At 73.1% G+C, this 22,456-nt stretch carries 22 protein-coding genes; 14 read left to right on the top strand and 8 right to left on the bottom strand.

Annotated elements, in window-relative coordinates:
* Nucleotides 1–67: 67 nt before the first annotated feature.
* Nucleotides 68–1,156: a lysylphosphatidylglycerol synthase transmembrane domain-containing protein gene (locus AC067N_RS27635; RefSeq protein ID WP_478681585.1), complete on the top strand. Its 1,089-nt coding sequence runs from the start codon at nt 68–70 to the stop codon at nt 1,154–1,156.
* 247 nt (nt 1,157–1,403) lie between these two features.
* Here AC067N_RS27635 and ku read toward each other — a convergent pair whose 3' ends face one another.
* The gene (ku, locus tag AC067N_RS27630) at nt 1,404–2,453 is read right to left on the bottom strand and encodes a non-homologous end joining protein Ku (RefSeq protein ID WP_478681584.1); all 1,050 of its coding nucleotides are present in this window, start codon (nt 2,451–2,453) and stop codon (nt 1,404–1,406) included.
* Nucleotides 2,454–2,586: 133 nt separating this feature from the next.
* On the opposite strand from ku, the gene ligD reads away from it, so the two are divergent.
* The gene (gene ligD / locus AC067N_RS27625) at nt 2,587–3,468 is read left to right on the top strand and encodes a non-homologous end-joining DNA ligase (protein WP_478681583.1); all 882 of its coding nucleotides are present in this window, start codon (nt 2,587–2,589) and stop codon (nt 3,466–3,468) included.
* 206 nt (nt 3,469–3,674) lie between these two features.
* Here ligD and AC067N_RS27620 read toward each other — a convergent pair whose 3' ends face one another.
* Nucleotides 3,675–4,478 (bottom strand): nuclease-related domain-containing protein, encoded by an 804-nt coding sequence (locus AC067N_RS27620; protein ID WP_478681582.1) that lies wholly within the window; start codon nt 4,476–4,478, stop codon nt 3,675–3,677.
* 104 nt (nt 4,479–4,582) lie between these two features.
* Between AC067N_RS27620 and AC067N_RS27615 the strand changes: the two genes are divergently transcribed.
* The 11 genes from AC067N_RS27615 (at nt 4,583) to AC067N_RS27565 (ending at nt 14,280) form a co-directional block, all read left to right on the top strand.
* The gene (locus AC067N_RS27615) at nt 4,583–5,104 is read left to right on the top strand and encodes a protein-tyrosine phosphatase family protein (RefSeq protein ID WP_478681581.1); all 522 of its coding nucleotides are present in this window, start codon (nt 4,583–4,585) and stop codon (nt 5,102–5,104) included.
* A 57-nt stretch (nt 5,105–5,161) separates the two neighbouring features.
* Entirely contained in the window at nt 5,162–5,950 is a 789-nt protein-coding gene (locus AC067N_RS27610) for a hypothetical protein (RefSeq protein WP_478681580.1), read from the top strand.
* Between the two features lie 38 nt (nt 5,951–5,988).
* Nucleotides 5,989–7,251 (top strand): ATP-binding protein, encoded by a 1,263-nt coding sequence (locus AC067N_RS27605; RefSeq protein ID WP_478681704.1) that lies wholly within the window; start codon nt 5,989–5,991, stop codon nt 7,249–7,251.
* A 115-nt stretch (nt 7,252–7,366) separates the two neighbouring features.
* Nucleotides 7,367–7,723 (top strand): SH3 domain-containing protein, encoded by a 357-nt coding sequence (locus AC067N_RS27600; RefSeq protein WP_478681579.1) that lies wholly within the window; start codon nt 7,367–7,369, stop codon nt 7,721–7,723.
* A gap of 48 nt (nt 7,724–7,771) precedes the next feature.
* Nucleotides 7,772–9,160 (top strand): FtsW/RodA/SpoVE family cell cycle protein, encoded by a 1,389-nt coding sequence (locus AC067N_RS27595; protein ID WP_478681578.1) that lies wholly within the window; start codon nt 7,772–7,774, stop codon nt 9,158–9,160.
* Nucleotides 9,157–10,620, top strand: a complete 1,464-nt coding sequence (locus tag AC067N_RS27590) for a penicillin-binding transpeptidase domain-containing protein (RefSeq protein ID WP_478681577.1) — start codon at nt 9,157–9,159, stop codon at nt 10,618–10,620. The genes AC067N_RS27595 and AC067N_RS27590 overlap by 4 nt, the downstream gene beginning before the upstream one ends.
* A gap of 22 nt (nt 10,621–10,642) precedes the next feature.
* Nucleotides 10,643–10,810 (top strand): DUF3291 domain-containing protein, encoded by a 168-nt coding sequence (locus AC067N_RS27585; protein WP_478681576.1) that lies wholly within the window; start codon nt 10,643–10,645, stop codon nt 10,808–10,810.
* A gap of 251 nt (nt 10,811–11,061) precedes the next feature.
* Nucleotides 11,062–12,000: an AurF N-oxygenase family protein gene (locus tag AC067N_RS27580; RefSeq protein ID WP_478681575.1), complete on the top strand. Its 939-nt coding sequence runs from the start codon at nt 11,062–11,064 to the stop codon at nt 11,998–12,000.
* Nucleotides 12,001–12,311: 311 nt separating this feature from the next.
* Complete coding sequence (locus tag AC067N_RS27575) at nt 12,312–13,037, top strand: TetR/AcrR family transcriptional regulator (protein ID WP_478681574.1); 726 nt, start codon at nt 12,312–12,314, stop codon at nt 13,035–13,037.
* Nucleotides 13,038–13,047: 10 nt separating this feature from the next.
* Entirely contained in the window at nt 13,048–13,353 is a 306-nt protein-coding gene (locus tag AC067N_RS27570; protein WP_478681573.1) for a hypothetical protein, read from the top strand.
* A 102-nt stretch (nt 13,354–13,455) separates the two neighbouring features.
* Entirely contained in the window at nt 13,456–14,280 is an 825-nt protein-coding gene (locus tag AC067N_RS27565; RefSeq protein ID WP_478681572.1) for a coiled-coil domain-containing protein, read from the top strand.
* A gap of 115 nt (nt 14,281–14,395) precedes the next feature.
* On the opposite strand, the gene AC067N_RS27560 is transcribed toward AC067N_RS27565, so the two are convergent.
* The 5 genes from AC067N_RS27560 to AC067N_RS27540 form a co-directional block, all read right to left on the bottom strand.
* Entirely contained in the window at nt 14,396–15,634 is a 1,239-nt protein-coding gene (locus AC067N_RS27560) for a styrene monooxygenase/indole monooxygenase family protein (protein ID WP_478681571.1), read from the bottom strand.
* Between the two features lie 49 nt (nt 15,635–15,683).
* Nucleotides 15,684–16,307, bottom strand: a complete 624-nt coding sequence (locus AC067N_RS27555) for a GTP-binding protein (protein WP_478681703.1) — start codon at nt 16,305–16,307, stop codon at nt 15,684–15,686.
* A 115-nt stretch (nt 16,308–16,422) separates the two neighbouring features.
* Nucleotides 16,423–16,923: a DUF742 domain-containing protein gene (locus AC067N_RS27550; protein ID WP_478681570.1), complete on the bottom strand. Its 501-nt coding sequence runs from the start codon at nt 16,921–16,923 to the stop codon at nt 16,423–16,425.
* Nucleotides 16,920–17,432, bottom strand: coding sequence for a roadblock/LC7 domain-containing protein (locus AC067N_RS27545; RefSeq protein ID WP_055518822.1), 513 nt, complete (start codon nt 17,430–17,432; stop codon nt 16,920–16,922). Before AC067N_RS27545 ends, AC067N_RS27550 begins: the two co-directional genes overlap by 4 nt.
* A complete protein-coding gene (locus AC067N_RS27540) occupies nt 17,429–20,479 on the bottom strand; it encodes a sensor histidine kinase (protein WP_478681569.1) in 3,051 nt (1,016 codons plus the stop codon). The genes AC067N_RS27545 and AC067N_RS27540 overlap by 4 nt, the downstream gene beginning before the upstream one ends.
* Nucleotides 20,480–20,849: 370 nt before the next feature.
* Between AC067N_RS27540 and AC067N_RS27535 the strand changes: the two genes are divergently transcribed.
* On the top strand, nt 20,850–21,635 hold the full coding sequence (locus AC067N_RS27535; protein WP_478681568.1) for a protein phosphatase 2C domain-containing protein: 786 nt from the start codon (nt 20,850–20,852) through the stop codon (nt 21,633–21,635).
* Between the two features lie 80 nt (nt 21,636–21,715).
* Here AC067N_RS27535 and AC067N_RS27530 read toward each other — a convergent pair whose 3' ends face one another.
* Entirely contained in the window at nt 21,716–22,210 is a 495-nt protein-coding gene (locus AC067N_RS27530; RefSeq protein WP_478681567.1) for a MarR family winged helix-turn-helix transcriptional regulator, read from the bottom strand.
* Nucleotides 22,211–22,456: the final 246 nt, after the last annotated feature.

Raw genomic sequence — 22,456 nt, 5'->3', positions numbered from 1 at the left:
TCACGCCTTGCCTCCGCCGGTCCGGTCCCCGTCCGCCCGGCGGCGACACGGAAGGACGACGTGCCCTTTGTATCCGCTTCCGCTCGACGCGCCGCACCCCGCGCGGCCCGCCGCCACTGATCCCGCCCCCGAGCCGCCCTGCTCCACGCTCACTCTCCCCACCGGCCTCCGGAGCCGCCTCCCCGGCGGGCTCCGCCGGCTCGTCCCCTCCCGCTCCGCCGCCACCGCCCGCCGGTTGCGCCTCACGCTCGCCCTGCTGCCGCTGCTGCTGCTCGGGGGGTGGGCCGCGGTCGACTGGCGCACGGTGTACGACGGTGCCACCCGGCTGGTCTCGGCCGACCCGCGGTGGCTGCTGGCCGGGGTCCTCTTCACCGCCCTGTGCTCGGTGGCCGCCGCGTTCGTACGGCAGGGCGCGGTGCCCGAGCGGCTGCCGCCGGGGCAGCTGATCGCGACCCAGTTCGCGGCGGGCGCCGCGGGCCACGCGCTGCCGGGCAACATCGGCGCGCACGCGGTGGTCCTGCGCTTCCTGCGCGGCCGGGGCATACCCCTGCCCCGGGCCACGGCCTCGCTCGCGCTGTACTCGGCGGTCAAACCCGTCGCCAAGACGCTGGTGATCCTCGCGTTCCTGGTCGTCTTTCCCGGCACGCTGAAGCTGACCGAGCTGCTTCCGAAGGGCGAGACGCTGGCCCTGGCCGGCGCGATCACCGGGGTCAGCGTGGCCGCCGTGGTCACCCTGATCACGACCGTACGGCCGCTGCGGCAGCCGCTCATCGGGGGGCTGCGGACCGCGCTGACCGACACGCGGCTCGTGCACAGCCGGCCCGTCCGGGCCCTCGCGCTGTGGGGCGGGGCCGCCGCGTTCCCGTTGTGCCAGGGTGCCGTCGTCGCCTCCGTCGGGACCTCGCTCGGGCTGTCGCTGTCCTGGCCCCAGATGGTCTTCGCCTACCTGGTCGCCAGCACCGCCGCCGGTGCGGTGCCCGCGCCGGGCGGCCTGGGCCCCGTGGACGCGGCCCTCGTCTTCACCCTCGTCGCCTTCGGAGCGCCCGCGTCGGTCGCCACGACCACGGTCATCGGCTACCGCGTCCTGACGGTGTGGCTGCCGCTGCTGCCCGGAACGCTGGTCCTCTCGGCTCTGGTACGGGCGAAGGTGCTGTGAGGGAACCGCGGACGAGCTGACGACGGCCGACGACGACCGTCGCGGGCACGGGTCTTCCGTGCGGAGGCACGGGCCGTGGCCGCCGGGGTACCGGCCGCGGACGCGGGGGTACCGGCCGCGGACGCGGGGGTACCGGCCGTGGACGCGGGGAGGGGTACCGGCCGCGGACGCCGCAGCCGCCCCGACCTGGCCGCAGGCGCCCCCAACGAAATGCAGCCTCCCCCAGCGGCGGCCGGGGCGGGGGGCCTCAGGCCGGGCGTTTGCGGGGGGTCGTCTTCTTGGCCGGGGTCTTCTTCGCGGTGCTCTTCGTCGCGGTGCTCTTCGCCGTGGTCTTCTTCGCCGTCGACTTCTTCGCCGTCGTCTTCCTGGCGCCCTGGGTGCTCTGGGCGCCCTGGGACGACTTCGACGTGGACTTCTTGGCGGAGGCGGCCGAGGGCGCCGACTTCTTCGTGCCGGCCGTGGACTTCTTGCCGGCGGGCTGCTTGGGGGTGCGCATGGGGGTCACGTCGGCGACGTCCTCGCCCCGGGACTCCTTGGCGGCGCGCACGCTGTTCTCCAGCGCCGCCATCAGGTCGAGCACCTTGCCGCCCGTGTCCGGGGCGGGCGCGACCGGCGGTTCCTCGCCGGAGGCCTTCGCGGCGATGAGTTCCTCGACGGCCTCGCGGTAGTCGTCGTGGAGCTCGGTGAGGTCGACCTCGCCGAGCGTCTCCATGAGGGCATCGGCCAGATCGAGCTCCTTGTCGCGGACGGTGACGTTCCCGTCGGGCGCGACCCCCTCCGTCGTACGGATCTCGTCGGGCCAGAGCAGACCGTGCATGGCGAGTACGTCGTCCACCACCCGGAGCATCCCGAGCCGCTCGCGCCCCCGTAGCGCGAACTTGCAGATGGCGACCTTCCCGCTGCGCTTGAGCGCCTCCCGCAGGAGGGTGTACGGCTTGGCCGCCGGCACGCCGTTGGCCGCCAGGTAGTACGCGGCGTCCACCTGGAGCGGGTCGACCTTCTCGGCCGGCACGAAGCCCTCGATCTCGATGGTCTTGGCGGTCGGGATCGGCAGCGACGCGAGGTCCTCGTCCGTGATCGGGATCATCGTCCCGTCGGCGTCCTCGTACGCCTTGCCGATCTCCCCCTGCGTGACCTCACGCTCCTCCAGCTCGCACACCTTGCGATAGCGGATGCGGCCGCCGTCCTCCGTATGGATCTGCCTGAAGGAGACGGAGTGGCTCTCGGTGGCGTTCACCAGCTTGATCGGGATGCTGACCAGGCCGAAGGAGATGGCGCCGTTCCAGATGGATCGCACGAGCAGCACACACCTTTCGGATGGGTTCTGCCGAGTCATCCACACCGTATCCCCGGCCGGTCACCCTCGCCCGCCGACGGTCGACCGCCCGCACCCGAGGCGCTTTGTCCCCTTTTCATGCCATTCTCATTGCATGACGCCGATCACCGAGGTGGAGGGCCACCGGGTCGCCCTGTCGAATCTGGAGAAGGTCCTCCATCCGGCGACCGGCTTCACCAAGGGCGAGCTGCTGCACTACTACGCCACCACCGCGGACGCCCTCCTCCCCCATCTGCGGGACCGGCCCGTCTCGTTCCTCCGCTACCCGGACGGCCCCGGCGGCCAGCTCTTCTTCGCCAAGAACGTGCCGCCGGGCACCCCCGAGTGGGTCACGACGGCCGAGGTGAGGCGGATGGAGGGGCCGTCCCGGATGGTGCTGGTGCAGGACCTGGCCAGTCTGATGTGGGCGGCGAACCTCGTCACCGAGTTCCACACGCCCCAGTGGACCGTCGGCTCGCCAGACGAGGCCGACCGGATCGTCTTCGACCTGGATCCGGGGCCGCCCGCGACCGTCGTGGAGTGCTGCGAGGTCGCCTGCTGGCTTCGGGAGCGGCTGGCGGCCGACGGGATCGAGGTCCACGCGAAGACGTCGGGGTCGAAGGGGCTGCATCTGCTGGCCGCGGTGCGCGGGGCGTCGTCCGAGCGGGTGACGGAGTACGCCCGGGAGCTGGCCGTGGAGGCGGAGGAGGCGATGCCCCGCCGGGTCGTCCACCGGATGACGCGCAGCCTGCGCCCCGGGAAGGTGTTCGTGGACTGGAGCCAGAACGCCGCGCGGAAGACCACGGCCGCCCCCTACACCCTGCGTGCCCGCACCGAGCCCACCGTGTCGGCGCCGGTCACCTGGACCGAGGTCGAGGAGTGCGCCTCCCCCGGGCAGCTGGTCTTCCGGGCACCGGACATCGCCCCCCGCCTCCAGGACTACGGCGACCTGCTCGCCCCCCTCCTCGACCCGACCGCATCCCACCCGCTGCCCTGAAGCCCGGGACACCCACCCGCCGCCCTGAGGCCCGGGACACCCACCCGCCGCTCTGAGGACCCGGGACTTCACCGAGGAGCCACCCCGCCTCTCCCCAGGCACTCCGCCACGAAGCCACCCACCCCGGCCGCTCCGCCGAAGCGACCGCCCCTCGTCACCGAAGGACCGCTGCTCCCGGCCCCTTCGCCCTCGGCGGCGCCCTGCGCTCACACCCTCGTCCAGGTGCCCCGGTCCCTGGCGGCCGCGTACAGGGCCTCGATGTCCGCCGGTTTGAGCATGCCTCCGGTGCGGGCGAGGTCGGGAAGGTCGCCGTCCGTCAGGACGCGGGCCTCCCGCGGGGGCGCGCTGACCCGGAGGCCGGCGGGTTCGACGAGGGCGAGGACGGCGCGGACCTCGGCGGTGAGGGCGTACGAGGCCCGGTCGGTGTCGGCGCGGAGCCGGCGCAGCAGGGGGCGGGGCTCCTGACGGCCGAGGGCGACGAGGGGGTCGGCGACCGTGACACGCTGCCTGCGGGCGTAGAGGGAGTGGACGCAGAACAGGCCACCGGGGCCGATCACCAGATGGTGGATGCGGTCTCCGCCGGGCAGCGGCAGCGAGTGCAGGGTGCGCCAGCCCGCGCCCTCCAGGCCGTCCAGCGCCGCCCCGACCGTCTGTTCCGCCGCGAGGGCCCGGCGGCGCGGGTCGGGGCGCAGTCGGCGCGGCGGCCCGGGGTCGCGGTCGAGGTCGATCAGCAGGGCCTCGCCGGGGCGGTTGGGGGCGAGGTCGTCGTCGGGGTGCAGGCTCAGCCGGGCCAGCTCGGCGGCGGTCGGCACGGGCGGTGGGCCCACCGTGACCGGGCCGGTGACGAACGGGCCCAGGGCGGCGAGCACGTCCGCTCTCGACTCCTCGCTGAGCAGGTTCACCCGGCCCGTCTCACGGTCGTACCAGGCGACGCTGCTCCCGTCGGTGCGGCACACGTACAGGCGCTCCCGTCCGTGCCGCCAGGTCGGTATGACGCGCAGTCCGTCCATGGACCATCACCCCAGACCATGGGAACAGGCGGGGTGCTCCATCGGCAAGAACCCGGATACCTTTGAGGGGACGACCCGTCGTCAGGGGCTTGGGGAGGCCGCCGTTGCCGCCGCGCAGAAAGCAACCCGACGTTCCGGCTCCGCGCGAACCGTGGAGCGAGATCGTGCCCGGCCTGTGGATGGGCGGGCACGAGTTCGCGGGGCGGACCCGCACCGGTGAAGTCGAATTCGCCGTCGTGGGCGATGAGTTCGATCTCGTGCTGTCCCTGTTGCGCCTGCCCGGGTACGGTCCGGGCGACGGCGTCGAGCACCATGTGTGGCCGATCCCGGACGGACCGCTCGACGGTACGCAGCTGGCGGGCGTGATGCGGCTGGCACAGGCCGCCTGTGACGCGCTGGAGGACGGCCGGAAGGTCCTCGTCCGCTGCTTCCACGGCTACAACAGGTCCGGTCTGGTCGTCGCGCACGCGCTGATCCGCGACGGGCACTCCGCCGAGGAGGCGATCCGGCTGATCCGCACCCGCCGCTCGCCGTGGGCGCTGCACAACGAGCTGTTCGTGGAGTATCTGCACACCGGGCTGCCGACCGTCCGCTTGCTGGAGGAGCTGGAGGAACTCGCCGATTAGGGCGGAGCGGGCCGCGCATAAGGTGTACGGGACCCAACACCGTCCTCCAGGAGTCCCGTGTTCCGCAGCCGCTCCGCACGCGTGGCCGTCGGCGCCGCGTCCGTCGCGGCCGTCGTCCTGCCGCTGACGGGCTGCGGCGACTCCGGGGGTCTGGTGAGCGCGGGCGCGACACCCACCGCGAACGGCCCGACCCGGCTCTGGCCCGGGCAGCCGCCCGCCTCCTCCCCCGCCTACGACTTCGGCGAGGCCGAGACCGAGGTGGTCAAGGGGGTCACGGTCCCCGGCGACGACATCCGGAAGGTGGACCCGGTGGCGGTCGTGCGCGCCGAGGTGGCCGCGCACCCCGACTTCTACACGGACTCCGGGGCCCCGTACCGCGGGACGGCCCGGCGCATGGCCGACTGTGCCACGGGCGGCGACCGGGACGAGTGCCCCGTCCTGGAGGCCTATTACCGGGACATCACCGGCGACGGGCACGACGACATGGTGCTGGGTTTCCGGCTGCTGCCGGGCAACCAGACGGCCGTACGGATGTACACCTTCCGCAAGGGCCGGCTGGTGCAGGTGCTGGCCAGCGATGACGCGGTGATCGCGGTCGAGCTCGCCGGCCGCACCGTGATCATCCGCTCCCCGGCGGCGATCGTCGGCTACGAGTACCGCACGCAGTGGAAATGGGACGCCGAGCAGCGGGCGATGCTGCTCACCCGGGACGAGATCCTGCGGGTCGGGAGGTCGCCGGGGGCGTCCGGCGGGCCCGCTCCCTCCCGTTCGGCTTCCGCGGCGTCGCCCACGCCGTCGGCCCCGTCGCCGTCACCGTCGTCGTCCCCGTCGTCGGAGCGCCCGTGATACGGGCGGAGAAGCCCGTCATACGGGCCGGAGAGCCCGTGCCGCGCGGCGCGGGAAGGCGTCCGGGGCTGCGCCGCAGGGCCGCCTCGCTCACCTGGAAGGCGCTGGCCTTCATCACCGTGATGTGCTGCGGTCTGGCCGCGCTGCTCGGTGCCCTCGTGCATGTCTCGGTCACCCACCAGACCGTCAGCGACGCCCGCTCGCGGGCTCTGGGCCGGCTGGAGACCGCGACCCGGGCGTACGAGGCCGGGAACCGGCTCCCGCCGGACGCCGCGATCGATCCCCCGGGGCTCCCGAAGGCGCTGCGCGCGCTGGCACAGGACGGACGGCGCGGCACGATGGTCGGCGTCGTCGACGGCCACCCGGCGATGTGGGCGGCCACCCCCGCCGACGGCCGGGCGCTCGCCGTACGGCTCGACTACGCGCAGAGCGCGGCCACGATCGAGGGGCTCGACCGGGCCATCCTGGGCTCGTCGGCGCTGGCGATCGGGGTGACGCTGACGCTGGGCGCGCTCGGCATCACCCGTGTCACCCGGCGGCTGCGCACGACCTCCCAGGTGGCGCGGCGGATCAGCGCGGGCGATCTGGACGCCCGGGTCGGTGATCCCCGTACGACTGTTCCGGCGCGGTACCGGGACGAGGTGGCCGCGGTCGCCGCGGCGCTCGACACGATGGCGTCCACGCTCCAGCGGAAGCTGCTCAGCGAGCAGCGGTTCACGGCGGACGTGGCGCACGAGCTGCGGACGCCGCTGACCGGGTTGCACGCGGCGGCCGAACTGCTGCCGCCGGGGCGGCCGACGGAGCTGGTGCGGGACCGGGTCGCCGCGTTGCGGACGCTGACGGAGGACCTGCTGGAGATCTCCCGGCTGGAGACGGGGAGCGAGCGGCTGGACCTGGAGGAGGTCCGGCTGGGTGTGCTGGCCGGCCGGGTGGCCGCGCACGCCGGTTCCGGCACGGAGGTCCGTGTCGCCGAGGACGTCTGCGTCGAGACCGACCGGCGGCGGCTGGAGCGGGTGTTGGGGAATCTGGTGGCCAACGCGCACCGGCACGGGGCACCTCCCGTCGTGCTCACCGTGAACGGGCCGGTGGTGACCGTGCGGGACCACGGGGGCGGGTTTCCGGAGTACCTCGTCGCCGACGGGCCGCAGCGGTTCCGTACGGAGGGCTCCGCCAAGGGGCACGGGCTGGGGCTGACGATCGCCGTGGGGCAGGCGGAGGTGCTGGGGGCGCGGCTGGAGTTCCGCAACGCGTGCGACGGGGGTGCGACGGCCACGCTGCGGCTGCCCGTACGCGGGGACTGACCGCACGTCCGGGACGCGGGACCTTCCCCGATGGCCCAACACGGAAGGCGCCCCCTTCCCCCTCCTCCTAATGTGGCGATTAGTCAGCTTCGCCCCCTTTCTGGAGGAGCATCACATGTCCCTGCGGATTCTGTTCATGCGGTTCGGCATAGCCGCCGCCGGCGGCGCGCTCGTGGCGCTCGCGGCCACCACTCCCGCCGCCGCCGGCGAGAGCCGGGGCCACGCCGGCCTCCACGACAAGACCGTCAAGGGGAAGGTCACGGCCCGTTCCGGGCTGATCCTGCGCAGCGCGCCCAACCGCGGCGGCGCGGTCATCCGGGTCGCGCCCTACGGTCAGATCGTCAAGATCTTCTGCAAGACCCAGGGACAGTCCATCGACGGCAACCGGCTCTGGTACCTGCTCACCGACGGCACCTGGGCCTGGGGTTCGGCCCGCTACATCGACACCTGGAAGACGCCACGCTGGTGCTGAGCTGAGCGACAAGGCGCACAAGACATTCCATTTGGGTAAGTTCCGGGCATGACCACCAAGGCCGGAACGACCCTGGCGGCGGATCCCCCCGCCGACCCGTCCCCGCCCGCCGTTCGCCTCCCCCGGCGCAGAGGCGTCGAGTTCTGCCTCGTCGTCGTGGCCGTCCTGCTCTCCGTGTACGGCTACTGCGCCGTCGGCCTGGCGAAGAACGGCACCGTCCCGCCCGGCGCCGCCGATTACGGCGCCGGGCTCGGCGTGCTCGCACTGCTGGCCCATCTGGCGGTGCGGCTGCGGGCGCCGTACGCCGATCCGCTGCTGCTGCCGATCGCGGTGCTGCTGAACGGGCTGGGGCTGGTGCTGATCCACCGGCTGGACCTGGAGACACCGGCCGACCATGCGGCACCCGCCCAGTTGAACTGGTCGGCGCTGGGCATCGGGTTGTTCATCGTGGTCGTGGTCCTGCTGAGGGACCACCGGGTGCTCCAGCGGTACGCGTATGTCTCGGTGGTGGGCGCGCTGGCGCTGCTGGCGCTGCCGATCCTCTTCCCGCCGGTGAACGGCGCCCGCATCTGGGTGCGGATCGCCGGGTTCTCCCTCCAGCCGGGCGAGTTCGCGAAGGTGCTGCTGGCGCTGTTCTTCGCCAGCTATCTCGCGGCCAACCGCAACGCGCTGGCGTACGCCGGGCGCCAGGTCTGGCGGTTCAAGCGCCTCCAGTTGCCCACCGGGCGGGTGCTCGGGCCGATCGTCACCATCTGGCTGCTGAGCGTCGGGGTGCTGGTCCTGGAACGGGACCTGGGCACCTCGCTGCTGTTCTTCGGCCTGTTCGTCATCCTGCTGTACGTCGCCACGGGCCGTACCGGCTGGATCGCGGTGGGGCTGCTGCTCGCGGGGGTGGGCGCGATGGCCGTCGGCTGGCTGGAACCGCATGTCCACGTCCGGGTCGAGGACTGGCTGCACCCGTTCGCGTCCATCGAGGCGGGGCGGGGACCCAACCAACTCGCGCAGTCGCTCTTCGCGTTCGCCGCCGGGGGGCTGCTCGGCACCGGGCTCGGCCTCGGCAACTCGATCCTGATCGGCTTCGCCGCCAAGTCGGACTTCATCCTGGCCACGGCGGGCGAGGAGCTGGGCCTGGCCGGACTCTCGGCGATCTTCCTGCTCTACGCCCTGCTGGTCGAGCGCGGCTACCGGGCCGGTCTCGCGCTGCGCGACCCCTTCGGGCGGCTGCTCGCCACCGGCCTGGCCTCGATCATCGCCCTCCAGGTCTTCGTGATCGCGGGCGGCGTGACCGGGCTGATCCCCCTGACCGGCATGGCGATGCCCTTCATGGCCCAGGGCGGCTCGTCCGTCGTCACCAACTGGATCATCGTGGCCCTGCTGCTGCGGCTGAGCGACTCGGCCCGCAGGCAGTACGACGGACCGACGGAGGGGGACGCGTGACGAAGTACATCCGCCGTGCCGCCGCGCTGTGCGCCCTGCTGCTCGTCGCCCTCCTGGTCAACGCCACCCGCGTCCAGGTCTTCCAGTCCCGTGCGTACGACGACAATCCCGCCAACCGGCGTACGGAGATCGCCCGTTGGGGCCAGCCGCGCGGGAACATCCTGGTCGGCGGCCGGCCCGTCACCGGCTCGAAGGACACGGGAGAGCAGCTCCGCTACGAACGGACGTACCGGGAGGGCCCGTTGTACGCGCCGGTCACGGGCTTCGCCTCGCAGGTGTACGGGACGACGCTGCTGGAGCACGCCGAGAACCCGCTCCTCGACGGCAGCGACCCGATGCTGTCCTTCCTGCCCCTGTGGAACGACGTCACCCGCGACCAGAACGCCGGCGGCGAGGTCGTCACCACCATCGACGCGGCGGCGCAGCGGGCGGCCTATCGGTGGCTGGGCGCCCGCCGGGGGGCGGTCGTGGCCCTCGAACCGGCCACCGGGCGGGTCCTGGCGTTGGTCTCCCGCCCTTCCTACGACCCCGGCCTGCTGTCCGGGAACGGCGCGTCGGCGGCGCGGGCCTGGGCTCGGCTCAACGGGGACGCGGACAAGCCCATGCTCAACCGGGCGGTGCGGCAGACGTATCCGCCGGGTTCGACCTTCAAGGTGGTGACGGCCGCCGCGGCGCTGGACGCCGGGGTGATCAGCGACGTCGACGCCCCCACCCGCTCCCCCGCGCCGTACACCCTCCCGGGCACCACGACCTCCCTATCGAACGAGGTCGAGGGCTGCGAGGACGCCTCGCTGCGCTATGCCTTCGAGTGGTCGTGCAACACGGTGTTCGCCAAACTCGGCGTCGACGTCGGCCTCGGCACCATGCGGGACACGGCACGGGCCTTCGGCTTCAACAACTCGGGGCTGCGCATCCCGTTCTCCGTCGCGCCGAGCAGCTTCGACACCCGGATGGACCGGGCCCAGCTCGCGCTCTCCTCCATCGGCCAGTTCGACACCCGGGCCACGCCCCTGCAGATGGCGATGGTCACGGCGGCCGTCGCCAACGGGGGGACCGTCAGATCGCCGTACCTCGTGGAGCGCACGACCACGGCCGACGGCCGTACCGTCTCCGCCACCGGTACGCGGATCCTGCGCCAGGCCATGACCCCGACCACCGCCAGACGGCTCCGCGAGCTGATGCTCGGCGTCGTCTCGGACGGCACCGGCGCCAACGCCGCCGTCCGCGGCGCCCTCGTCGGCGGCAAGACCGGCACCGCCCAGCACGGCATCGGCAACTCCGGCACCCCGTACGCGTGGTTCATCGGCTGGGCCCAGTCCCATGAGGCTCCGGAGCCCGAGGTGGCCGTGGCCGTGGTGGTCGAGGACGCGGACGCGGTACGGGGCGAGATCAGCGGGGGTGGAGACGCCGCCCCGATCGCGCGGGAGGTGATGCGGGCGGTACTGAGGGGGGCCGGGTGAGCACGGCAGGCCTCTGCGGGGCGTGCACCCCGACCTGACGAAGTGGCAGGACATCGACCCCCTGACCACGTTCATGCACCAGCGGCGACACCGGGAGATGCCGTCCCGCCGCGGGGAGTGGTTCGTGCGGCCGGCGGACCCGGCGGAGGGACCGGCCGCCGAGCCCACTCCCGGGGTCACCGACGGCTGACGCCCCGCGGCCGGGCGGCGAGGCCGTCTGCGGACCGGGGCCGGCGCAGGCGGCCCCGGGACCCTTCCCTCCCGGCGCCCCTCGGACCGCCCGCGCGCCCCGCCACCCGGCCGCGCCTCGCGCCCCCACCGGTAGACGAGTCGTCAACAAGTACCGCGCAAGGGATTGACGCCCTTGCTGACAAGTAGTCTCATAAGCGGTGACCGCCGGTAACTGACCGAAAATCCCCGTACCACGAGGTGGGAACAGCCATGACGACGGTGACCTCGGTGTCCGAGGCGGAGGTGCTCCGTGACGCCCTCGGCCTGCTCAAGGACCGGGAACAGGTGGCCGAGCGACTGCTCGCCTCCTCCGCGAAGCACTCCTTCGACCCGGACAAGGAGCTGGACTGGGACGCGCCCTTCGAACCGGGGAAGTGGTTCTGGCCGCCGGAGCTGGTGTCGCTGTACGGGACGCCGATGTGGCAGCGCATGCCGGAGGAGCAGCGGATCGCCCTGTCCCAGCACGAGGCGGCCGCCCTGGCCTCGCTCGGCATCTGGTTCGAGATCATCCTCATGCAGCTGCTCGTGCGGCACATCTACGACAAGGCCGCGACCAGCGCGCATGTGCGCTACGCGCTGACCGAGATCGAGGACGAGTGCCGGCACTCGAAGATGTTCGCCCGGCTGATCAGCAAGGGTGACACCCCGTACTACCCGGTGAGCCGTCTGCACCAGAACCTGGGCCGTGTCTTCAAGACGATCTCCACGACCCCCGGCTCCTTCACGGCGACCCTGCTCGGCGAGGAGATCCTCGACTGGATGCAGCGGCTGACGTTCCCGGACGAGCGCGTCCAGCCCCTCATCCGCGGGGTGACCCGGATCCATGTGGTCGAGGAGGCCCGGCACGTGCGCTACGCCCGCGAGGAGCTGCGCCGCCAGATGGTCACCGCGCCTCGGCTGTCGCGCGGCTTCACCCGGATCACCTCCGGTGAGTTCGCCCGTGTCTTCTCCGTCGCCTTCATCAACCCGGACGTCTACACGAATGTCGGCCTCGACCAGCGGGAGGCCCTCGCGCAGGTGCGCGCGAGCGCGCACCGCCGCGACATCATGCAGACGGGGGCGCGCCGCCTGACCGACTTCCTGGACGACATCGGTGTTCTGCGCGGGGTCGGACGGCGGATGTGGCGGTCTTCGGGGTTGCTGGGGTAGGGAGTGGGTCAGAGCGCCCCGTGGCTCGGGGGCACGGGTGGGTACGGCGGGTGCGGGTGGTTTCGGCGGTACGGGTGCGTGGGGGTTGGTCGCGCCCGTCGCGGCGGAGCCGCAGGTGTCACCGCCCCGCGCCCCCGAAAAGCGACCGGGGCCGCGCCCCGTGCTCTTGCTGTGAAGGGCGGGCCGCAGGCCCAACCCTTCAGGGGCGCGGGGAACAGCGCGAGAAACCACAGCCCACCCGCACCCGCCGACGAACCCGTACCCCCGAGCTACCATGCGCCCGGCCCCCGCCGCGCGACTACGCTTCCCGTATGACGTCCGAGGCCCCCACCCGCGCGTACCGCCGCCTGAGCGTCGAGGAGCGGCGCAGCCAGCTCCTCGACGCGGCCCTGGAACTCTTCGCGCACAACGCCCCGGAGGACGTCTCCCTCGACGACGTCGCGGAGGCGGCCGGTGTCTCCCGTCCCCTCGTCTACCGCTACTTCCCGGGCGGCAAGCAACAGCTCTACGAGGCCGCCCTCCGCTCGGCCGCCGAAGAGCTGGAGCAGTGCTTCGACGAACCCGCCGAGGGTCCTCTCACCGCCCGGCTGTCCCGCGCCCTCGACCGGTATCTGGCCTTCGTCGACGAGCACGACACCGGTTTCAGCGCCCTCCTCCAGGGCGGCAGCGTGGTGGAGACGTCCCGGGCGACGGCCATCGTGGACGGCGTACGGCGGGCCGCCGCCGAGCACATCCTGCGGCATCTGGAGGTCGCGGAGCCGGACCTCCGGCTGCGGATGACGGTCCGCATGTGGATCACCGCCGTGGAGGCCGCCTCCCTCATCTGGCTGGACGAGGGCAAGCGGCCGGACGTGGCCGAGGTGCGCGACTGGCTCGTGGAGCAGTTCGTCGCCTGTGTCACGGTCACCGCCGGCCGCGACCGGCAGACCGCGACCGCCGTCCGGGCCGCCCTCGCGATGGAGGCCGCGGACGGTGCCGTCGGCACCCTGGCCCGCCGTGTCCTGCCCGTGGTCGGCGACGCCGCCCACCTGCTGTGACACTGGTCCGGTGAAGACACAGGACACCCCTTTCGTCGGCGGCCCCCTGGACGGCCGCGTCCTGCCGGTGCTGCTCGGCATCACCGGGCACCCGCCGAAGACGTACCGGGTCCCCGTGCCCGACCCGGAGGGCGGCCCGGACACGGTGCTCGTGTACCGCAGGGTCGACGCGGGGCGGGGCGGATTCATGCACCAGCTGTGGAAGTACGAGTACGCCCCGGACGCGGACCCGGGCCGGGGCCCGAAGTGGCCGTGGTCCGGCCCGAAACGGCAATCCGCCACGCCGCCCGCGCAGCCGCCGTCCCCCGACGGGTGACCTCCGGGGGCCGGACGGGCCACCCGGCGCGCGCCCGCCCCCCGCTCCTCCCATCCTGCCGGTGCGAGGTGGACGGCCCATCCGCGCACCGGAGGTGATGACGTGTCAGGAAAGTTCCCTCGGCTGGTCCGTACGGCGGCCGCCACGGCGGTCGCGGCCGGCACACTCCTCACTGCGGCCCCCGTCCAGTCCGCGGCGGCCCCACCGCCGCTTCCCAGCGACACGGCCGGGCCTGCGACCGACGACACCGCCGGTACCGGGGCGACCGCGGACGGCGGCACCGCCGGGACCGGGGGAACCACGGACGGCGGCGGCACCGCCGCGCCCGGCGAACGCTCGGTGGCCGAGCTGCTCACCGACCTCCGGCGGCTGTACCGCGCGGCCGAGAAGTCCACCAAGGCCTACCAGGCCACCCAGAAGGAACTCGAGAAGCAGCAGGCGGAGGTCGCGCGCCTCGACCGGCGGCTCACCGCGGCCCGGCTCCTGCTGCACGACAGACGGGGTGCCGCGGGCCGGCTGGCCCGGCAGCAGTACCAGAACAGCAGCACCGACCTCTCCCCGTACGTCCGGCTGCTCCTCGCCCGCGACCCGCACCGCGCACTGGAGCAGGGCCATGTGGTCGGCCAGGTAGCCCAGGAGCGCGCCCGGACCGTGGAACGGCTGGCCGGCAGCGAGAAGACGACGAACGCGCTCGCCCGCAAGGCCCGAGCCGCCCTCGACCGCCGGCTCACCCTCACGGAGCGCCGGCAGAAGGAACGCGACACGGTACGCAGCCGTCTCGGCGAGGTCGAACGGCTCCTCGCCTCCCTCACCACCGAGCAGCTCGCCGGCATCCGGAGGCTGGAGAGGGGCACGACGGCCGGAGCCCGGCCGACGTCATCGGGGGCGAGTCGGGTGGTCGGAGCAAGATCTTCACGAGCCTTCTAGGCGCTGTCGTCCCACTCCCGTCGTCGCCCGGAGGGCGGCCTCGCGGCGTCTGGTGCGTGCTCTGGGGGTCCCCCTGCTCGAAGGGCGGAGTCTGACGACAGACCCCTGGAAGGCCCTAGCCTCCCGCGATCTCCGACAGATACGCCTCGGTCTTCTCCGCCTCGAAGAAGTAGTTCTCGAAGTCCGCCGGGTCGTCGAAGCCGCCTGCGAAGCGGTCGGCCACGCGGGGCAGCGCGCCCGCCGCTCCGATCAGTGTCAGCACATGCTCCGGCGGCTCGCCGAGCATCGCGTTCGTCCACTTCGTCGCCGGGCCCGCCGTCTCCGCCCAGAACCGCTCGAACGTCCGCCGCATCCACGCCTCGTCGAACTCCGCGTCCCCGTGGTCCAGGATCGCCCGCAGATACGTTGCCGCGCATTTGGACGCGGTGTTGGCGCCCTGCCCGGTGATCGGATCGTTGGCCACGACCACATCGGCCACACCGAACGCCAGCCCGCCGCCGGGCAGGTGGGCGACCGGCTGCCGCACGACGGGGGTGTAGCGGCCGGTCAGCACCCCGCCCGCGTCGGTGAGTTCGACCCGGCCGGTCCGCGCGTGCTCCCACGGGACGAACCGTTCCATGAGGTCCAGGGTCAGGGCGAGGTGTTCGGCCGGGTCGGTGACGCCCTGGAACACATCGGCCGGGCCGCCGGGCACCGCCTCCCAGAAGAGCAGGTCCGCCCGCCCGGAGGTGGTCAGCGTCGAGGTGACGAAGAGTTCGCCGACGCCGGGGACCAGATTGCAGTGCGCCGCCTCGTAGTCGGGGTGCTCGGGGCGGGGCTCCAGACCGTGGACGTACGCCGCCGCGAGGGAGCGCTGCGGCCGGGTGAACGGCGACCGGGCGGGGTCGCGGGAGAACAGGGAGACCAGCTCGCCCTTGCCCGCGGCGACCAGGACCAGGTCGTAGATCCGGGCGAAGTAGTCGAGGTCGGAGACGGCCGCGCCGTGGATGACCAGTTGGCCGCCCCGCCGGGCGAAGGTGTCCAGCCAGCCGGCCATCTTCACCCGCTGGTCGACGGACTGGGCGTACCCGTCGAGCCGCCCGACCCAGTCGACGAGGCGCTCGGCCCCGGGGCCGGAGACCGAGACGCCGATACCCACCATCCGCGGCGCCTGCGACTCCCAGAAGTTCAGCCCGAGGTCCCGCTCGTGCTGCAACGCGGTGGGGAACATGCACTGCGTCGACATGACCCGCCCGTGCCGGATCTCGTCCGCCGTACGGTTGGACATCAGCGTGACCTCGTACCCGTGCGACTGGAGGCCGAGGGCGAGCTGGAGCCCGGACTGGCCGGCTCCGACGACGAGTATCTTCCGCATCCGGACTGGTCTCCTCCTACGCCTCGGTGTGCCCCGCGCCCTGCCGGGGCTACTCGGGGCTGACGGATATCGCGTGGCCGCAGAGCGCGAGCAGGGTCTCCAGCACCGAGGCCCGGTCCCGCGCGTCCATGATCATGACAGGTACATGGGCGGGCACGGTCAGCGCGTCCCGTACGTCCTCCGGCTCGTACCGGTCGCTGTCGTCGAACTCGTTGACGGCGACGATGTACGGCAGGCCGCAGCTCTCGAAGTAGTCGAGCGCGGGGAAGCAGTCGGTGAGACGGCGGGTGTCGGCGAGGACGATGGCCCCGATCGCGCCGCGCACCAGGTCGTCCCACATGAACCAGAAGCGCTCCTGGCCGGGCGTGCCGAACAGGTAGAGGACGAGGTCGTCGTCGAGGGTGATGCGGCCGTAGTCCATGGCCACGGTGGTGGTGATCTTCTCCGGGGTCGCGGAGAGGTCGTCCGTGGCGGCGCTGGCCTCGGTCATCAGGGCCTCGGTGCGCAGTGGGGTGATCTCGGAGACCGCGCCGACGAGGGTGGTCTTGCCGACGCCGAACCCGCCCGCCACCACGATCTTGGTGGCGATGGGGGCGCGGGACAGGTCGGCCTGCCAGGGTTTCAGGTCCTCCTCGGGCTCCGGCTCGTACCGGGGCGCGGGCGCCGCGGTCAAGCGGTCGAGACCGCGGGAGGCGGCCCGGGCGAAGCCGCCGGGCCGGGGGGCGTCGGCGGTGACGCCCGGGTTGACGCCGGGCGAGGCGTCGGGGGTGACGCCCGGCGAGGCGGCGTCAGAGACGGCGGAGTCCACTCAGCACCCTTTCCAGCAGAGCGCGGTCCGGCTGTCCCGGGCCGTGACCTGTTCCGTACACACGGATCTTTCCCTGGTCCGCGAGATCGCTGAGGAGAACGCGGACCACACCGAGCGGCATCTTGAGCAGCGCGGCGATCTCCGCCACCGTCCGCATACGGCGGCAGAGTTCGACGATGGCCCGCATCTCGGGCATCACCTTGGTGTTGAGTGGCCCTCCCCCACCGCCGAACGCGTGGGCGGTGCCCCCGGCCGGCTCCGGTCTGTCGGCCGGTGCTTCGAGCACGGCGACGAAGGTCTCGACGAGGAGCACATGGCCGAAGCGGGTGCGGCCGCCGGTCAGGGAGTAGGGGCGTACGCGGGCGGGTTTGCGGTCCCCGCCGCGCACCGGGAGCCTCTTGTGAGGGGACCGCTGCAGGCCCGGCTTCCTCGCCGAGCCCTGCTTGGGGGCGCGCGCCCTGGTCTTCTTCGCGCCGCTCATCGCCGGCTCCCGGCCGCCTCGATCTCCTCGGCCTCCAGGGACTTGCGCAGTTCGCTGCGGAGTTCGGGTGTGAGGACGTGTCCGGCACGGCCGACGAAGAGGGCCATGTGGTACGCCACCACGCTCATGTCGCAGTCCGGGGAGCCGTGGACGCCGAGCAGCGAGCCGTCGCTGATCGACATCACGAAGAGGCTGCCCTCGTCCATCGCGACCATGGTCTGCTTGACCCCGCCGAACTCCATGAGCTTGGCGGCGCCGATGGTGAGGCTGCCGATGCCGGAGACGATGGTGGCGAGGTCGGCGGCGGAGCCCCGGGGGCCCTGGGGCCGTTCTCCCTGGGCCTCGCGGGCCTCGGCGTTGCGGCCGGGGTCGGAGGAGAGCAGGAGCAGACCGTCGGAGGAGACCACCGCGACCGACAGCAGTCCCGGCACCTCCTCGACGAGGTTGGTCAGCAGCCAGTGCAGGTTGCGGGCTTCACTGCTCAAGCCGAAGGTACTGGGCGCGGTCAACTGCTTGCCTCCTCGGAAGTGCCCCCCGTGGTGTCAACTGCCTCTGTCCGGTACTCCTGTGGCTCGGGTGCCCGTGTCTCGCCCGACTGCTCGGCGATCTCCGCCTCGACGTCGCGGCGTCCCTCCCTGGCCCCCTGGTGGAACCCGCCGAGCCGACGCCTGAGCTCCTCGGCGTTCACGCCCCCCGCGCGCTGCCTGGGGGCCGTGGGCACCGGTGCGGTGATCCTGGGCGTGCGCTTGGGCAGGCCCTTGTCGGTGAGGCGCGGGGTCCCCTCCGTCGTACGCGCCGCGTCCCCCTCGTCGGCGGCGCGCTCATGGGTGTCGGGGCCGATGGTGTACGGGTCGCCGTCGTCCTCGTCGGCGGCCGGCTCCGGGGCCACGGGAGCGAACAGCTCCATGGTGGTCTCGGAGACGGACTCCGCCGGGGCCGCCGGCGCGTCCTCCCGTACGTCGTCGTCCTCGTCCTCCCCTGCCGCGTCCGCGTTCCCCTCGCGGACGGCGGTGTCCGTGCCCGGTCCGGGGTCCGCGTTCCCCTCGCGGACGGCGGTGTCCGTGCCCGGTCCGGGGTCCGCGTTCCCCTCGCGGACGGCCGTCTCCGTGCCCGGTCCGGGGTCCGCGTTCCCGCCGCGGACGGCCGTCTCCGTGCCCGGTCCGAGGTCCGCGTTCCCACCGCGGACGGCCGTGTCCGTGCTCGTGTCGGGTCCGCTGCCCTCGTCGTCCGCCGCGCCGTCCGCGTTCCCCGCGCGTCCGGCGGTGTGGGGGGCCTCCCGCGCGAGCAGCGCGCGTTCCGCGGCCTCGATCAGCGGGTCGCCGTCGCCCTCCGGCTCGCGTACGGCGACGGTACGGGCGGGCAGGGCGCCCTCGTTGCTCTCGGCGGCGATGCCGGGCAGGGACAGCACGGGCCCCGCGGCGGGCGGCGGGCCTCCGGCGGGCGCGGCCGGTGCCGCGGCCAGCAGCGACTTGGGCAGCACGACCACCGCGGCGGTACCGCCCGGTGTCTGCTCCTGGAGCCGCACGCGGCTGCCGAGCCGGTGGGCGAGGCGGGCCACGACGTACAGGCCGAGTCCGAGGCCCTCGCCGTCCTCCTGGTCGTAGGGGGCGTCGGGGTCGAATTCGGTGAGGCGGGCGTTGAGCTTCGCGAGCCGGTCGGCGGCGATGCCGAGGCCGCCGTCCTGGACGGAGACGGTGACCTCGCCGTTCTCCATCAGCCAGCCGGAGATCTCGACGCTCATCTCCGGCGGCGAGAACGACGTGCCGTTCTCCAGGAGTTCGGCGAGGAGGTGGCTGAGGTCGTCGGCGGCGAACCCGGCGATGTGCGCGCTCGGCGGCAGCGCGCCGATACGGACCCGTTCGTAGCGCTCGATCTCGCTGACCGCGGCGCGGACGACGTCGACCAGCGGGACGGCGCCGGCGTGGTGCTGGATGTGCTCGTGGCCGGCGAGGACGAGGAGGTTCTCGCTGTGGCGCCGCATGACGGTCGCGAAGTGGTCGAGCTTGAAGAGGGTGGCGAGCCGGTCGGGGTCCTGCTCGCGCTCCTCCAGGGACTCGATCACGGCGAGCTGGCGCTCGACGAGGCCGAGGGTGCGCAGCGCCAGGTTCACGAACGTGCCGTGGATGCTGTGCTGGATCCTGCCCAGGTGGGCGCCGGCCTCGGCGAGTTCGGCGCGCAGCCGGTCGCGTTCGTCGGCCATGGTCTGGCGCTGGCCGATGAGGTGCTTGCGGTCGCCTTCCAGGGGCGCGAGCCGCTCGTGCAGGGCGAGGGCGTGCGCGTGGAGCGCGTTCACGGAGCGTACGACCTGGGCGAACTCGTCGTTGCGGCCGGTGAACTTGATGGGTTCCTCGGCGACGGGGTCACCGGCGACGCGGGCGGAGCCGATGCGCAGCACCGCGAGCGGGCGGGTGAGGGAGCGGGCCATGCCGGTGGCGACACCGACGGCGAGGAGCATCAGCGCGCCGAGGAGGGCGACACGGATCTCCAGCGCGGTCACGTCGTCGTCGCGCAGCTGGGCGAGGTCCTTGGTGCGCCGGTCGTAGAGGGAGGACTCGGCGCCGCGCATCAGGTCGACGCGGGCGGAGAGCGCGGCGTCGACCTTGGTGGCGCCGGTGCCCTTCTCGTCGTCGGAGAGGGAGGGCTGGTCGGTGAGGCGCGCGAGGTACTTGTCCGCGGCGTCGGCCTCGGGGCCGGTGACGGTGGCGTCGTACGCGGAGCGGGCGGTGGCGGGCGCGGTCTCGCGGAAGTGGGCGAGGGCGGCGTCGGAGCGGACGCGGGCCTGCTGGGCGGCGGCGCCGAGGGCGTCTCGCTGCTTCTCGTCGGCGGCGGAGGAGCCGGTCGTGGTCGTGGGCAGCCCGGTGGCCGGGTCGACGACGGTCTGCGAGGTGCTGGGGACGCTGAGCGCGGCGACGAGCAGCCCCCGGGCGGCGGCGGCCTGCTGGACGGCGGTGTCCAGTTCGGCGAGGGCGTAGGCTCCGCCGCCCGCGCGGGGCGGCAGCTGCTGGGCGAGTTCCTCGGCGAGCGCGTGGAGTTCGGTGACGACGGCGGTGTACGCCTGATGCGCTTCAAGAGCGGTGCTCCGCCCGGAGAGCGCCGCTTTCCGTACGGCGGCGATGGACCCGATGTCCTTGCGCAGCGCGGCGGAGGTGTCGGTGTCGGCGCTCAGCTCCTCGACCTGGCGGTCGACGCGGTCGGCGCGTTGCTCGCCGGGCGCGTCCGACTTGGGCCGTCCGGCGGCGATGTACGCGGTGACCTCGTCGCGCTCGTCGGCCAGCGCGTGGGCGAGGGTGAGCGTCTCCTGGGTCTGCTCGGCGAGCGTGACCAGGCTCTGGGTGTCGTGCAGTTGCTCCGAGGCGGCGAGGACCGAGGGGGCCCCCGCACCCGCGATGGCGGCGGCCACGACGGCCACGGCGATGATGAGCCGGTTGCGTACGTGCGCCTTGCGCCCGGTGCCGACGGTGGGGGCCTGCTGCGCCGTCCCCTGCTGGTTCGGGGAGGCCGCGGAGGCCTTCGAAGCTGCCTTCTTGCCTGTGCGCCGAGGCCGCGTCTTCTGCACCGGTGCTCGCATTCCTGACTCGTGTACCCATGGGCCCGGGTGACGTTCCGTCAACTTGTGAGCGTCCCCCCGGTACGGCTCCCGACCCTCCCAGTGCCGGTGGGTGATGGTCCCGCATCATCGGGCCCGCCACCCGAAGGAGTGAACATCCCCGGGGAGTTGACGGGCAAGTTCCACCGGCTCGTGCCGATGTCCCGCGCGGTCGGCCGGTTGGACGTCGGCGACGCGCTTTGGCAGTATTCGCCGCCGCGCTTCACCACTCACGATCATTCCATGCCAAACCCGGCACCCGGCCTGGAGGGTCCGGGTCGTACGGCGACCATTGTCGGCCTTTCACGGATCTTGTGGAGGGCTCGTGCAGACTGGCCGAATGCGTACGGAACTCGTCTCGGAGCCGGGCGATCCCACCCGCCCCAACGAGGACTTCGCGTCGGTCGCGCTTCCCGCCGGGGGACAGGGCGGCACCGTGGTCCTCCTTGACGGTGTGACACCACCGCCCGCCGACTACGGCTGTCGACATTCGGTCGCGTGGTTCACCTCCCGCCTCGGCGGCGCGCTGACCGAACTGTCCCTTTCGGAACGGGATTCACCCCTGACCGCCGTCCTTTCGCAGGCAATCACTCGTACCGCCCGGGCGCACGCCCAAACCTGTGACCTTTCTCACCCAAGAACCCCGCAGGCCACAGTGGTTCTGGCGCGGTGGTCGCAGGACTGGTTGGAGTACCTGGTCCTCTCCGACTCGGCGCTGCTGTTCGAGGGGCCGGACGGGCTGGTGACGGCGGTGCTGGACGACCGTCTGTCGGAACTCCCGCGCGCCCTGCTCGCCACCGCCGCGATCGCCGACTCCACCGTCCGCAACAAGGAGGGCGGCTTCTGGACGGCGGCGGCCGATCCGTCCGTGGCCGCACGGGCGGTGACGGGGGTCGTCCCCCGCGAACGGGTCAGGGCCGTGGCCGCCTTGACGGACGGAGCGTCCCGCTGGGTGGAGAAGTTCCGCGAAGGGGGCTGGGAGGACTGCTTCACGTTCCTGCGGAAGGAGGGCGCCGCCGCCCTGGTGGAGCGCGTACGGGACCTGGAGCACGCCGACACCGAGCGCCGGTTCCTCGGGCGGGCGAAGACCCACGACGACGCGAGCGTGGTGTACGCGGAGCTGTGAGGACGCGCGGCCGTGGAGGCGGCGTGGTGCGTGGGCGGGTGTGAGGGGCGGCAGCCCGGCCCGGCGCGCCTCTCGGGAGGTCAGCCCTCCGCGCCCCGGTTCAGCTGGTGCAGGAGCCGCGCGAGTTGGGCCACCTCGTCCCGGTCCCAGTCGGCCAGCTGGCGCACGTACGCCACCCGCCGGGCGTCCCGCACCGCGCGGAACCGCGCCCGCCCCTCGTCCGTGAGGTGGACGAGCCAGGCGCGGCCGTCGGCCGGGTCGGGTTCGCGGGCGATGAGGCCGAGGTGTTCCAGGGCGCGCAGCTGACGGGACATCGTGGCCTTGCCGACGCCGATGTACGCGGCGAGTTCGGTGGCGCGGAGCCGGCCCGTCTCGTCGAGCCGGGCCAGGAGCCCGTACGCGGCCGACTCCAGGTCCGGGTGGACCGCCCGGGCCATCTCGCCGGACTTGGCGCGGGCGCGCCGCAGCAGGACCGTCAGTTCCCGCTCCAGCGCGAGGAATGCCTGGTCCATGCCGCCGGTCGGCGCTCCGGGCCCGACATCGCCCTCGCCGCCGTTTCCGCCCTCGTCCTGCACGTCAGCGCTCCTGATCCCGATACCGCGTAGCCGAAGAGTTGCCGAATGTTTCCGCCGGGGACCGCCGTCGTGGGCGGCGCCGTAAGTATTCCGCAGGTGAGGGGTGGCCCGGACCGCCGGGAGGGCGTGTGCGAGGGGTGCCGCCCGCACGGGGGACCCAAGGGAGAGGCCCGGGCCTCCCTCACGGGACCCGGGCCTTCCCTCGTCCGGTGGATGTCCGTCACGTCACCACCGGAGCTCCGTGGA

This window comes from Streptomyces sp. NPDC042364 (assembly GCF_056437585.1).
The sequence above is the reverse complement of the archived record's forward strand: the minus strand, read 5'-3'. Positions and strand labels throughout refer to the sequence as shown.